Raw genomic sequence first — 13,295 nt, 5'->3', positions numbered from 1 at the left:
TCGGAACGCGATTCATCAGAAATAGCCCTCTTTCTTCCGGTCCTCCATGGCCGCGGCCGACGTTCGGTCGTCGGCGCGGGTCTCGCCCCGCTCCGAGACCGTGGCGGCGGAGATCTCCGCGATCACGTCGTGGATCTCGGTGGCGCGGCTGCGGACCGCGCCGGTGATGGTCAGGTCGCCCACGGTGCGGTAGCGCACCCACTCCCGGTTCACTGTCTCGCCGGCGCGCGGCTGCGTGAACTCCGAGACGGCCAGCAGGATCCCGTCGCGCTCGAAGACCTCGCGCTCGCTCGCGTAGTAGATCGGCGGCAACTCGAGGCCCTCGAGCTCGATGTAGCGCCAGATGTCGAGCTCGGTCCAGTTGGACAGGGGGAACACCCGGACGGACTCGCCGCGGCGGATGCGGCCGTTGTAGAGCGACCAGGGCTCGGGGCGCTGCGCCCGCGGGTCCCACTGGCCGAACTCGTTGCGGAAGCTGAACACCCGCTCCTTCGCGCGGGCCCGCTCCTCGTCGCGCCGGGCGCCGCCGAACGCGGCGTCGAAGTTCCCGGCCTCCAGCGCGTCCAGCAGGGTGCGGGTCTGCAGCCGGTTCCGAGAGCCGGAGGACTCCGTCGACTCGGCGACCCGACCCGCGTCGATCGACTCCTGCACCGAGGCGACGATGAGCTCGATCCCGTCGGGGTTCTCCGCGGTCGGAGCGACGCGGCGCCCGCGGAAGTCGATCACCTCGGGGAAGTTGTGGCCCGTGTCCACGTGCAGGATCGGGAAGGGCAGCGGCGAGGGCCGGAAGGCCTTCTCCGCCAGACGGAGCAGCACGATGGAGTCCTTGCCGCCCGAGAACAGAAGCACCGGTCGCTCCAGCTCGGCGGCCACCTCGCGGATGATGTGCACCGCCTCGGCCTCGAGGACGCGCAGCTCGTCGACGGCGGCGATCGGTTCGGGTGTCGCGGTGCTCATAGGGGGTATCCGTTCTCGGCGGCGTCGGCGCGGTAGCGCTCCGCCCACTCCTTGGAGCGGTCGTTGGACTGGGGTTTGAGCGGCGGCGGGGGAGCGAGCTGCGGGTCCTGCCCGATCGCGTCCAGCACGCGCGCCGTCGTCTTCTGCGGGTCCGCGGTGAGCTCGTGGAAGTCGATCTCGAGCGGGGTGATGCCCTCGAACGCGAACCACGCCCGCCACGACCGCTCCTGCTCGCGCAGGATCCCGGCCAGGTGGGCGATCCCGTCGGCGCGGTACACGGCGCGCTCGTCGCGCTCGCGGTCGTGATCGGGGTCGTCGCGCCACACCCGGGTCTGTACCGCACGCCACATCGACACGGCCTGTGCGACCACATCGGGCCGGTGGACGTGCACGTACAGGGGGTCGGCACCGTCGAACAGCGAGCGGATGGCCGTCCGCACCGAGCCCGACGCGGTGCGGGTGCGGGTCACGAGGACGGGCGTCTGGTTCCACATGAGCTTGCCGCCCCACACGCCGTTGGGCGTCCGGCCCTCGCGCAGCACGTCGGCGCGCCACTGCGCGGGGCCGCGCGGGTCGACGGTGCCGGGATCGATCCGGTCGAGGAGGTCGAGCAGCGACGCATCGTCGACGCCGGCGAACCACTCGCGCGGCTGCGGCGACAGCGACGAAGACGGGTAGTACTGGAAGAACTCCTGCGGCCGCCCGGCGACGCCGGTGGCCGCGAGCGACTCCACGAGGAGGGTGCTCCCGCTGCGCTGGCTGGCGCACACGAGATAGTCGTCAGGGCTGGGCATGCCCGCCAGTCTGGCGCAGAAAGGCCTTCCGACCTGGGGTTCGATGGCACCGTGAACGTGATCCTTGACGGATCGCAGCCGGTGTGGTGCGTTCGCTACAGGGCGTCGATGCCGGCCAGGAGCAGGTCGAGCCCGGCGAGGAACTGGGCGCGGTCGTCGTGGTCGGCCATGGTCGCGGCGATGCGGCGCAGGTACGGGAACTCGTCGGGATCCAGCTGCCCGATGCGGGCCGCGACGCCGCCGAGCAGCTCCTCGCGGCTGGGCCCGCTGCGGGCGAGGTCCGAGCGCGCGTTGGCGGCGTTCTGGGCCGCCGAGCCGAGCACGTAGCCGACGATCGCGGTGGCGGCGTCGAACAGCGCGTCCTCCGGCGGGCCCATCGCCAGAACGGCGCCGCCGATCCGCTCGCTCAGCAGCAGGTTCGCCGGCCGACCCGGATCGGCCATCACCTGGGTGGCCAGCCACGGGTGCGCGTCGATCGTGTCGAACAGGGTGAGTGCGAGGCCGCGGATCGTCTCGCGGGGGTCACGGCCGCCCGCGGGCGCGGCGAGGATCGGCCGCAGGACGGCGTCGGTCGCGGCGGCGAGGAGCTCGTCCTTGCCGGCGATGTGGTGGTAGATCGCCCCGCTGCCCGTGTTCAGGGCGCCGCCGAGGGCGCGGAAGGTCAGCGCGTCGGCGCCGCTGTCGTCGAGCAGGTCGATCGCGGCGTCGACGATGCGGTCGCGGGAGAGGGCGTCGGTGCGGCGGCTGCGGGGTGGCACGCCTCCATCTTGACATGAGTGGAACGATGTTCCAAGCTCGTATGGAACGTTGTTCCAATGAAAGGGGAGCACCATGCAGACACCCATCACGATCATCGGTGCCGGACTCGGCGGCCTCGCCCTGGCCCGCGTCCTGCACGTCCACGGCATCGACGCCGTGATCTACGAGGCCGAGCCGACGCCCATGTCGCGCACGCAGGGCGGCCAGCTCGACATCCACGAGGCCGACGGCCAGGCCGCGATCGAGGCGGCCGGGCTGACCGCGCAGTTCCGCGCGCTGATCCACGAGGGCGGCGAGGCGACCCGGGCCCTCGGCCGCGACGGCACCGTCCTCCTCGACCTCCCCGACGACGGCGACGGCGGCCGGCCCGAGGTCCTCCGCGGAGAGCTGCGACAGCTGCTCATCGATTCCCTACCGGCCGACGCCATCCGCTGGGGCGCCAAGGTCGTCGCGGTGCGCGCGCTCGGCGGCGGTCGGCACGAGCTCACCTTCGCCGACGGGGCCACCGTCGCGACCGAGCTGCTGGTGGGCGCCGACGGGGCCTGGTCCAAGGTCCGGCCGCTGCTCACCGACGCGAAGCCCACCTACTACGGCACCACCTACGTCGAGACCTACCTGCACGACGTCGGGCGCCGCCACCCGGGCATCGCCGAACTGGTGGGGGAGGGCGCGATGTTCGCCCTCGCGCCGGGTCGCGGGATCAGTACCCACGCGGAGGCGGGCGGCATCGTCCACACCTACGCGCAGCTGCACGTCCCCGAGGATTGGGCCGACGGGATCGAGTGGACGGGCACGTCGGCCGTCGGCGCCGTGCTCGCGGAGTATCCGGGCTGGTCCGACGCGCTGACCCGCCTGGTCAGTGAATCGGACACGCCGCCCGTGCCGCGGAAGCTGTACACCCTGCCGGTCGGGATCCGCTGGGACCGCGTCCCGGGCGTCACGCTGGTCGGCGACGCCGCCCACGTCAGCCCGCCGGCCGGCGAGGGCGCCAACATCGCGCTGTTCGACGGTGCCGAACTCGCCCGGCACATCGTCGAGAATCCCGGAGACCGCGACATCGCGCTCACCGCGTACGAGCGGGAGATGTTCGAGCGCGCCGCGGCCTCCGCGGCGTCCGCGGACGAGATGGCCACCATGATGCTCGGCGACGACGCACCGAACAGCCTGCTGGACTTCTTCGCAGGGGTCGGCCGGGGCTGACCGCGGACCGTCGGACTAGCGGCCCAGCGGGCCCCGGCCCAGACGGAGGAGGAGCATGGCGAGGGTGTGCCCCTCGCGGCCGAGCTCGGAGAACCGCTCGAGCACCTTCATCTCCCGCGAGTGCACCAGGCGCGTGCCGCCCGACGCCATACGTGTGCGGCCGATGATCTGCGAGACCTCGCTGCGGCGCTTCACCGCGGCCAGGATCTCCGCGTCGAGGCGGTCGATCTCCTCGCGGAGGGCCTGGATCTCCTCTTCGGCGAGCGGCGTCTCGGCGCCGGTGTCGTCCGGTGTGCTCATGGGTTCAAGTTTTCCACAGGCGCGGGACCTACGATCACACACCGTGCACCGTCCCACCCGGCTCCCCGCTCCGCAGCGCCTGCTGTGGGTCGGCGCGGCGGTGCTCATCGCGGTGTCGCTCGCGGTCCGCGCGTACGTGCTCGCGCGGGGGAACTTCTACTGGGACGATGTCGCCTTCATCGGCCGGGCGTCGCGACCGCTGACCGACCTGAGCGCCTGGTTCGTCGACTACGACGGCCATTTCATGCCGGGCACCCTGTTCGCCGCCGCCGTCCTGACCAAGGTCGCGCCGCTGAGCTGGCCGGCAGCGGCGACATCACTCCTGGTCCTGCAGTTGCTGGCATCGCTGGCGACCCTGCGGGCGCTGGTCGTGGTCGCCGGGCGTCGGCCGGTGGTGCTGGTCCCGTTCGTGTTCTTCCTGTTCAGTCCGCTCACGCTGACGGCGATGGCGTGGTGGGCGTCGGGCCTCAACGCACTGCCGCTGCAGATCGGGCTGGCGGTGGTGGTCGCCGAGACGGTGCGCTACCTGCGCGGCCGCCGGCGGTCCGGGGTCTACGCGGTGCTCGCGTTGGTGCTCTCGCTGCTGTTCTTCGAGAAGGCGCTGGTCATCCCGTTCGTCGCGCTCGCGACCGCCTGCCTGTTGCCCTACCTGCGGGGGCACCGTCGGCCCGTGCGGACGGTGCTGCGGCGCGGTCGGTGGTTGTGGGGCGCGTTCGCGGTCGTCGTCACCGCGTGGATCGTGCTGTGGCTGACCGTCACGGCCTCGCGGCCCGGCACCCACACCGTCGGGTTCACGGCCCGGACCTTGTGGCGGTCGGTGAACGCCGTGATCGCGCCCGCCGCGGTCGGCGGGCCGTGGACGTGGACGCGCACCAACCCCGGGCCGCCCATCGTGGTGACGGGTGTGGTGCTCACCGTGTTCGGGCTGCTCGCGATCGCAGGGATCGTGCTGGTCACGCGGTTGCGCGCGCCGCGGGGGCTCGTCGCCTGGGGCGCTGCGGTGCTGTACTTCCTGGGCGTGTCCTCGACGGTGTTCTTCCTGCGCAGCTCCGAGTACACGTCGCCGCTGCTGCCTCTGTCCCTGCGGTACTTCGCGGACTTCGCCTGGGTGCTCACGCTCGCGGGCGCGCTGGTGCTGCGTCGTGAATCCGGCCGATTCCGGGGTCGGGACGCCGGATTCGGCCTCGTGATGTCGAAAACCGCCGGGTTCACGAGGGACCGCCGACTGTGGATCGCCGTCGTGGTGGTGTTCGCGCTCAGCTCCACCGTCTCCGCCGTCCGCTTCGCCCCGGTCTGGCGCGACAATCCGACCGGCCCCTACCTGCGGGAACTGCGCGCGGGCTCCGCGGAGTACGCGGGACGAGAGGTGCTCGACCAGGAGGTCTACGGCGATGTCCTGAGCCCGCTGTCGGGCCCGAACAACCGGCTCTCGCGGATCCTCGCCACCCAGCCCGCGCACCCTCGGTTCGCCGACCACGCGGACGAGGCCACCGTCGTCGACCGGTCGGGACGGTTCCAGCCCGGCCGCGTCACGCGGGTCCGCAGTCTGCCGCTCGGGCCGTTCCCGTGCGGCACCCGCGTCGACGACGGTGCCTCCGCGACCCTCGCCTTCGAGGGGCCGCTGGCGTTCTGGGACTGGGTCGTGGAGCTCAACTACCTCGCGTCGTCCGACGGTGTCGTCGTGCTGCAGCAGCAGCGCGGAGCCAGGCCCGTCCGCGTACCGCTGCGCAAGGGAGCGCACACCGTCTACGCCCGGGTCACGGGGACGGGGGACGGGCTCGCCGCCCGCGCGGAGACGCCCGGTCTGGTCGTCTGCGTCGGCAGCGGGCCGATCGGTCTGCTCGTCCCGGCGTCCATGCCGGACGCGGCGCCTCGCTGACCTGCGAACACTCTGACCTGCGAATATTCAACACTGTGGGTTTCATGCATGCGACACATCGACGTTAGATGTCGCAAAGATTCTGAAATCGGGCTTAAAACCCACGATGTGGACGATATGGTGCCCACGTCCGATCGCCAGTGATCGGCATCACTCCAGTCGAAGGGTGTTGCTTCCATGCACGCTGCCGTCCGCCGTTCCGTTCCACGCCGTTACGTCGGCGCCTCCCTGGCCATCGTCACCGCCGCCGCGGTCGCGGTCGCGCCCATGACCGCCTCGGTGGGCGCGGTCACCGCTCCCGCGTCGACGATCTTCGTCAACCCCGCCACGCTCGTGAACCTGCAGACGCAGGTCGCCGGCTCCGCCGCCGCGTTCCTGCCGCGTGTCTCCGTGCCGGGCGTCACCGCTGCCGCCGCGGCCCCGTCGTGGGGTTGGGGCGACGTCGAGTTCCTCTCGAAGACGCTGCAGGACGCGCTGAAGGCGACCTTCGAATCCGCGTCGGGCACCGGCGATTACGCAGGTGCGGGCTTCCCGAAGGCGCTGCAGACGGCGCTCGACGCGATCTCGAAGGGCAGCCTGTCGGGGGCGTACAGCCCGATCGGCGGCCAGCTCGAGTCGACCCTGTTCATCGCTCTGATGAGCGCGATGTTCCCGATCGCCGATCAGTTCAACCCCAAGCTGGGGAAGATCGGCGCGGCGCTCGACGCGGCACTCAACGACGGCAGCATGATCGCCCTCGGCCAGGCCGCGCTCGGGCTCCCGCTGCGACTGCCCACCGAACTGCTCAAGGCCGGCGAAGCCATCGCCAAGGCCGTGATGACCGGTGACGTCTCCAAGGTCGGCGCGGCGGTCGGTGCCGGTATTAACAACGTGGGCAAGTTCCTCGAGACCTATGTGACCAACGGTTCGACGGGCCTGCTTCCGAACCTGGTCAAGGTGGGCAGCACACTGCTCGGCGCGGTGATCCCGTCGGTGCCCGCCGCCTCCCCGGCCAAGGTCGACGCGCTCGCCGCCCAGGCGGCGGTGGCGGCTGCGCCGGCGCTCGGGATGCCGGACTTCCAGACGCTGTTCGCCGCGTGGAAGGACGGCTACGAGATGCTCGTCTCGAGCATCAAGGGTGATCAGTGGACGCCCGGCGTCGTGAAGACGATCACCGACGCGCTCGCCAAGATCGGCAAGGGGGACGCCGCCGGCGCGATCGGAGACGTCGCCGACAAGGCGAAGGCGCTGTCGATCATCGTCATGCTGGGCGGTGTCCTGCCGGTCACGGACCTGATCAACCCCTACCTCGGTCCGATCGGCACCGGTCTCACGAACTCCCAGGCCGATTTCATCGGCCTCGGAAACTCGGCTCTGGCAGTGCTCTTCGACACTCCGGGCAAGGTGGTGGGGGGCGGCCAGAACCTGGTGACCGCGCTGCTGTCCGGCGATCCTTCGAAGGCGCTCACCGGACTGACGACGGACATCGGCGCGCTGACGACCTTCCTCAACGATCGTCTGTTCGTCGCTAAGGACAACCCGTTCGACAACGCGCTCTTCCCGGGGCTCGCGAACATCGGGAAGAACATCTTCGACGCCTTCGGGCCCGCGAAGCCTGCGGCGGACGCGGCGAAGCCCGCGGCCGGCGACGTGCCGGTGACCGCGATCGCGGCGACCGTCGCGGACGAGATCGCGCCCACGCCGACGCAGGAGGCGCCGGTCACCGTCGTCGACGGGGTTGATGAGGTCGCCGCTGCGCCGGCGCCGGTGGTCGAGCCCGCCGCGCCCGTCGAGTCCGCGGCGCCCGTCGAGACGGCGCCCGGGGTCCCGGCTGAGACGGCGCCCGAGGCGCCCGCGGAGTCGGGTGGCGATACGCCCGCCGTTCCGGACGCGGCACCGTCGGAGCCGGTCGAGACGCCGGCGGCGGAAGCCTCCGCGGGAGATCCGGCGGATGCGGGTGCCGCCGGGGCAGCGTCGGAGGTCTCCGCCGGCGCGTGATTCGCTGCGCGAACCGCTCCCCAGTGCACGCCCGCGGAACTACCGGCCGCGGAGCCACCTGGGGGCGGTTTCGTTTCTGACCGAGAGAAAATACCCTCTGAACTGGTGGGTTCAGAAACATGCAGACAGCATTGAGACAGATGGACGTATGGTGTCGCAAAGCTTCTTCGAATCGAGTCCGAAAATCCACGGCGTGGGCGTATGTTCCGTTCGTCCGGTTCTTGTGTGATCCGGCTCACTCCACCCGAGCGCACCCGGCACGCCGGGTGCGCTCGGGCGTTCCGGGTGCGCGGACGGCTCCACTCGGTGCACGCCACGGCGCCGCATGAATCGCCACGAACGGCGTGCGAAAACTTGTCACCCACCCCGGCTAGGCTGGACGGGAGATGAGTAACCCAGCACCGCAGCAGTCCGGACTCCGCCAGCGTCAGCCCTTCTCCCGCGAGAAAGCGCAGGTGAAGCGGCAGGAGCGCGGGCAGGAACTGCTGGAGGGGCTGAACCCGCAGCAGCGGGCGGCCGTCCTCCACGAGGGTTCGCCGCTGCTCATCGTCGCGGGCGCGGGCTCGGGGAAGACGGCCGTGCTCACCCGTCGCATCGCCTACCTGCTGGCGGCCCGCAACACGCAGCCGGGGCAGGTCCTGGCGATCACCTTCACCAACAAGGCCGCGGCGGAGATGCGCGAGCGCGTCGCCGGGCTCATCGGCCCCCGCGCGAAGATCATGTGGGTCTCCACGTTCCACTCCACCTGCGTGCGGATCCTGCGCGCCCAGGCCGGCTTGCTGGCGGGGATGAACTCCAACTTCTCCATCTACGACGCGGACGATTCCCGCCGGCTGCTCACCATGATCGTCAAGGACATGGGGCTGGACGCGAAGAAGTTCGCGCCGAGGGCGCTCGCCACGCACATCAGCAACCTCAAGAACGAGCTGATCGACCCGGAACAGGCGTCAGCGGACGCCGCGAAGACGGGGGAGCCCTTCGCGGTCACCGTCGCCGAGGTGTACGGCACGTACCAGTCCCGCCTGCGCGGCGCGAACGCCTTCGACTTCGACGATCTCATCGGGGAGACGGTGGCGCTGCTCCAGTCGCACCCGAACGTCGCGCAGTACTACCGCCGCCGGTTCCGGCACGTGATGGTCGACGAGTACCAGGACACCAACCACGCGCAGTACGTGCTGGTCCGCGAGCTCGTGGGGCTGGAGACCGACGCGGATGGCGTGGAGCCCAGCGAGCTCTGCGTCGTGGGCGATGCGGACCAGTCGATCTACGCCTTCCGCGGCGCAACGATCCGCAACATCGAGGAGTTCGAGCGGGACTTCCCGAACGCCGAAACCATTCTGCTGGAACAGAACTATCGCTCCACGCAGACCATCCTGTCCGCGGCGAACGCCGTGATCTCCCGCAACGCGGGCCGCCGCGACAAGAAGCTGTGGACGGACCAGGGCGACGGGCAGCTCATCACGGGCTACGTCGCCGACAATGAGCACGACGAGGCGAGCTTCGTGGTCTCGGAGGTCGACGCGCTGGCGGATCAGGGCGTCAAGTACAGCGATGTGGCGGTCTTCTACCGCACCAACACCGCCGCTCGCGTGCTGGAAGAGGTGTTCATCCGCCACGGCGTGCCCTACAAGGTGGTCGGCGGTGTCCGGTTCTACGAGCGCAAGGAGGTCCGCGACCTCGTCGCCTACCTGCGTGCGATCGACAACCCGAACGACACCGTGAGTCTGCAGCGCATCGTCAACACTCCTCGCCGGGGCATCGGCGACCGTGCCGTGGCCTGCCTCACGGTGCACGCCGAGAACCGTGGGGGCACCTTCAGCGGAGCCATCGACGACGCGGTCGAGGGCACCGTCGCCATGCTGAACCCCCGCTCCCGCAACGCGATCGCGGCGTTCTCGGGCCTCATGGCCGATCTGCGCCGCACCGCCGCCGACGACGATCAGGACCTGGGTGACCTGCTCGACGCCGTCGTCGAGAAGACCGGATACCGGGCCGAGCTCGAGGGCTCGTCCGACCCGCAGGACGGTGCGCGCCTGGAGAACATCGAGGAGCTGATCAGCGTCGCGCGGGAGTTCTCCGCGCAGGACTTCACCGATGTGGTGGTCGACGAGGGTGCACCCGAGCCCGGCTCGCTGGCCGCGTTCCTCGAGCGGGTCTCGCTGGTCGCCGACGCCGACCAGGTTCCGGACAACGAGGCGGGCGTGGTCACGATGATGACGTTGCACACCGCCAAGGGACTCGAGTTCCCCGTCGTCTTCGTGACCGGCTGGGAGGACGGCCAGTTCCCGCACATGCGCGCCCTGGGCGACGAGGCGGAGCTCGCCGAGGAGCGTCGTCTCGCGTACGTGGGTATCACCCGCGCCCGCGAACGTCTCTACGTCAGCCGCGCCATGATCCGTTCCACCTGGGGTGATCCCATGCAGAACCCCGAGTCGCGGTTCCTCGCCGAGATCCCGCAGCACCTCATCGACTGGCGCCGCACGGAACCCAAGGGCGGCAACCGCTTCGGCGGTGCGCGGGGCGTGTTCGGGCAGGACCGTCAATCCTGGGGCGGGGGCACGTACGGCGGTCGAGGCGGGGCCCAGGGCGCCGACGGTGCCTGGAAGTCCAAGCGGGAGCCCAAGCCGGCGCGGCGTTCGAACAAGCTCAAGCTCACGGTGGGCGACAGGGTGCTGCACGACTCGTTCGGCATGGGCACCGTCACCCGGATCACGGCTCAGGGCAGCACGATGGAGCAGACGACCTTCGACTTCGGCTCGGCGGGCACGATGACGCTGATGTCGCACTTCGGCCTGCCGATGGAGAAGCTCTGACGGCGCGGTAGTGGGCCGCCGCCGCCCCTACGGCGCCACGCAACGCGAAAGGCGCCTCGGAGTGATCCGGGGCGCCTTCTGCGTGTGCTGGAGTTCTAGACGTTGACGCCGCGCTCGGCCAGCCAGGCCTGCGGGTCCATCTTCGCGCCGGCGGGGCTGTGCACCTCGAAATGCAGGTGCGGGCCGGTGGAGTAGCCGTTGCTGCCGACCCAGCTGATCAGGTCGCCGGCCTTGACGGTCTGGCCGGCGTGCACGTTCACGTTGTACATGTGGCCGTAGACCAGGACGGTGCCGTCCGAGAGCCGGATCTTGATCCAGATGCCGAAGCCGGACGCGGGGCCGGCGTCGGTGACGACGCCGTCGGCGGCCGCGAACAGCGGGGTGCCGAGCGGCGCGGCCAGGTCGAGCCCGCCGTGCATGGCGCCCCATCGGGTGCCGAAGTTCGAGGTCAGGGTCGCGCCGTTGATCGGTGCGATCACCTTCGGGCGCATCGAGTCGATGATGCGCTTGTCGTCGGCGTCCTTGCGGGCCTTGCCACCCGCGAGACCGGCGGTGAACTGGTCCATGTCCTGCGCGGGCGGCAGCGGCGCCTGGCGGCCGGCGTTGGCCTCGGGGCCGGGCGCCGGTGCGATGGGCTGCTGCGAGGTCGACGGGCCCTCGTCGGGCGCGGTCGAGACGGCGGCACCGGCGACGGTCGCGCCGGCGGCCAGGGCCAGCAGTGCGGCGCGGCCCTTGAGGGCGTGCGGGGGAGCGGGAACGCGGTGCTTGCCACCCCGGCGGACGGGGTCGGCGAGGGGCTCGGGCGCGAGCTCGGGCTCGGCGAGGAGTGCGGTGTCCTCGTCCTCGTCCAGGGCCGGGCCGTCGAACCGCGGGGTGCCGGTGAACAGCACCTCGGGGATCATGAGGTCCTGCGTGACCTCCGAGCGGGACGGGCGGTAGAGCAGCGCCGATTCACCGTCGGACGCGTCGGTCCAGGTCTCGGCGTAGGCGGCTTCGAGGCGGGCCTCGAGCTCGTCCAACGGAATGATCGCGGTGATCGACTCATCGTCCAGTACCTGCGTGGAGCCCTTGAAGCTCACGTGGTCCTCGCGACTCCGTGTCATATCTCGCCTACTCCAACCGTAAAACCGCACTTCGGGCCACTCGGTGATCCGACGATGTCCTCGTCGTGACCGCTCTGTGACCCGCGTCCCGTCGACGATAACGAAATGATTGCGGCGAGACAACCTCTAGGGGTGCCCTCGTGGCGAATGTGTGCTTGGTCACAATGCGATAACAAAGCGCCGGATCACGACAGTGCTGCAGCCGGATCGAGCCGGATCCGATCGGCGTCCGCGTCGTAGTCGTAGAGCTCCGCGTACCGCCCCCAGTCGATCGCCAGCCGCATCTGCCGGTCGGCGTCCTCGGGGCCGAATCCGCGCCGCAGGAGGTCGACGAACAGGCCGAGCCGGACGGCACCGTCGTTCGAGGAGCGCAGGGTGCGCAGGATCGTCCGGACCAGCGGCGCCCGCCCGGCGGCCTGGCGCGCGAACACCTCCTTGGCCTCGGTCAGCGGCACCGTGACGAAGACGCGTCCCTCCTCGGTGATGCTGATGTCGTTGCCGGTGACCTCGACGAAGCCCAGCATCGCCGCGGCGTCGACGAGCGGCATGATGTCGTCGAGCTCGAAATTGAGGTCCGCGGCGAGGTCGGGCAGGTCGGCGTGGTCCTCGTGCGCGTGCACGAGCTCGACGAGGCCCGCGAGCCCACCGACGGTGGCGTCGGGCAGGGGCCGGCTGGCGGGGGTCGCCTCGCCGGGGTCGGGTGCGTGCTCGATCTCGACGCTGCGTCCGGTGAGGGCGCCGTACAGCTCGTCGACGATCGCCTCGAACTCGGGTGCGGTGCGCGTGCGAGGGCGCGGCAGGTCGATCCGGGACTCGTGGACGATCCGGCCGGGCTTGGACCCGAGCACGACGACGCGGTCGGCGAGCAGCACCGCCTCCTCGATGTTGTGGGTGACGATGCACACGCTCCGAGTGGGGAAGTCGTCCTGCGCCCACAGTTCGACGAGCTCGCCGCGCAGGTTCTCGGCGGTCAGCACGTCGAGGGCGGAGAAGGGCTCGTCCATCAGCAGCAGGTCGGGCTCGAGGACCAGGGCGCGGGCGAAGCCGACGCGCTGGCGCATGCCGCCGGACAGCTCCCGCGGGTACGCCGACTCGAACCCGTCGAGGCCGATGGTGTCGATGGCGGCGAGCGCGCGGGCGCGGCGCTCCTCGCGGGGCACGTTGCGGGCGGCGAGCCCGAGCTCGACGTTGTCCTGGACCGTCAGCCAGGGCATCAGGGCGAAGGACTGGAAGACCATGGACGTGCCGGGGTTGGGGCCGGCGAGTGCGGCACCGTCGGCCTCGACGGTGCCGGACGTGGCGGGAATGAGCCCGGCGATGATCCGGAGGAGGGTCGACTTGCCGGAACCCGACCGGCCGAGGAGGGCGACGATCTCGCCCGGCTCGATGGTGAGGTCGATGTCGTCGAGGACGGTCAGGGTGTCGCCGCGGGCGCCCTCGAAGCTCTTGGTGAGGCCTGCGAGACGGATCAGCGGGGTGGCGGTGGTGACGGTCATGGGAGAGCTCCTAGTAA

At 70.7% G+C, this 13,295-nt stretch carries 10 protein-coding genes; 4 read left to right on the top strand and 6 right to left on the bottom strand.

What is annotated here, in order from left to right:
• Positions 1-15: 15 nt before the first annotated feature.
• The 3 genes from cysD to AXK61_RS23085 form a co-directional block, all read right to left on the bottom strand.
• Complete coding sequence (cysD, locus tag AXK61_RS23095) at positions 16-957, bottom strand: sulfate adenylyltransferase subunit CysD (RefSeq protein ID WP_068574728.1); 942 nt, start codon at positions 955-957, stop codon at positions 16-18.
• The gene (gene stf0 / locus AXK61_RS23090) at positions 954-1,751 is read right to left on the bottom strand and encodes a trehalose 2-sulfotransferase (protein WP_068747099.1); all 798 of its coding nucleotides are present in this window, start codon (positions 1,749-1,751) and stop codon (positions 954-956) included. Before stf0 ends, cysD begins: the two co-directional genes overlap by 4 nt.
• Before the next feature lie 95 nt (positions 1,752-1,846).
• A complete protein-coding gene (locus AXK61_RS23085) occupies positions 1,847-2,509 on the bottom strand; it encodes a TetR/AcrR family transcriptional regulator (protein ID WP_068574732.1) in 663 nt (220 codons plus the stop codon).
• Between the two features lie 73 nt (positions 2,510-2,582).
• Here AXK61_RS23085 and AXK61_RS23080 point away from each other — a divergent pair, with 73 nt between their 5' ends.
• Complete coding sequence (locus tag AXK61_RS23080) at positions 2,583-3,710, top strand: FAD-dependent oxidoreductase (RefSeq protein ID WP_068574734.1); 1,128 nt, start codon at positions 2,583-2,585, stop codon at positions 3,708-3,710.
• Positions 3,711-3,725: 15 nt separating this feature from the next.
• Here the strand turns inward: AXK61_RS23080 and AXK61_RS23075 are convergent, their stop codons facing one another.
• Positions 3,726-4,010: a chorismate mutase gene (locus AXK61_RS23075; RefSeq protein WP_068574736.1), complete on the bottom strand. Its 285-nt coding sequence runs from the start codon at positions 4,008-4,010 to the stop codon at positions 3,726-3,728.
• A 43-nt stretch (positions 4,011-4,053) separates the two neighbouring features.
• Between AXK61_RS23075 and AXK61_RS23070 the strand changes: the two genes are divergently transcribed.
• From AXK61_RS23070 to pcrA, 3 genes are all read left to right on the top strand, one after another.
• Positions 4,054-5,889, top strand: a complete 1,836-nt coding sequence (locus AXK61_RS23070; protein WP_068574737.1) for a hypothetical protein — start codon at positions 4,054-4,056, stop codon at positions 5,887-5,889.
• A 177-nt stretch (positions 5,890-6,066) separates the two neighbouring features.
• Positions 6,067-7,866 (top strand): hypothetical protein, encoded by a 1,800-nt coding sequence (locus tag AXK61_RS23065; protein WP_068574739.1) that lies wholly within the window; start codon positions 6,067-6,069, stop codon positions 7,864-7,866.
• Between the two features lie 386 nt (positions 7,867-8,252).
• A complete protein-coding gene (pcrA, locus tag AXK61_RS23060; protein ID WP_082778200.1) occupies positions 8,253-10,679 on the top strand; it encodes a DNA helicase PcrA in 2,427 nt (808 codons plus the stop codon).
• Positions 10,680-10,774: 95 nt separating this feature from the next.
• On the opposite strand, the gene AXK61_RS23055 is transcribed toward pcrA, so the two are convergent.
• Both AXK61_RS23055 and AXK61_RS23050 read right to left on the bottom strand, forming a co-directional pair.
• Entirely contained in the window at positions 10,775-11,782 is a 1,008-nt protein-coding gene (locus AXK61_RS23055) for a M23 family metallopeptidase (RefSeq protein WP_068574743.1), read from the bottom strand.
• A 185-nt stretch (positions 11,783-11,967) separates the two neighbouring features.
• The gene (locus AXK61_RS23050) at positions 11,968-13,278 is read right to left on the bottom strand and encodes an ABC transporter ATP-binding protein (protein WP_068574745.1); all 1,311 of its coding nucleotides are present in this window, start codon (positions 13,276-13,278) and stop codon (positions 11,968-11,970) included.
• Positions 13,279-13,295: the final 17 nt, after the last annotated feature.

The sequence above is a fragment of the Tsukamurella pseudospumae genome (genome assembly GCF_001575205.1).
GTDB classification, from domain to species: domain Bacteria; phylum Actinomycetota; class Actinomycetes; order Mycobacteriales; family Mycobacteriaceae; genus Tsukamurella; species Tsukamurella pseudospumae.
Note: the sequence above shows the minus strand (reverse complement) of the source record. Positions and strands in the feature narration are given on the sequence as shown.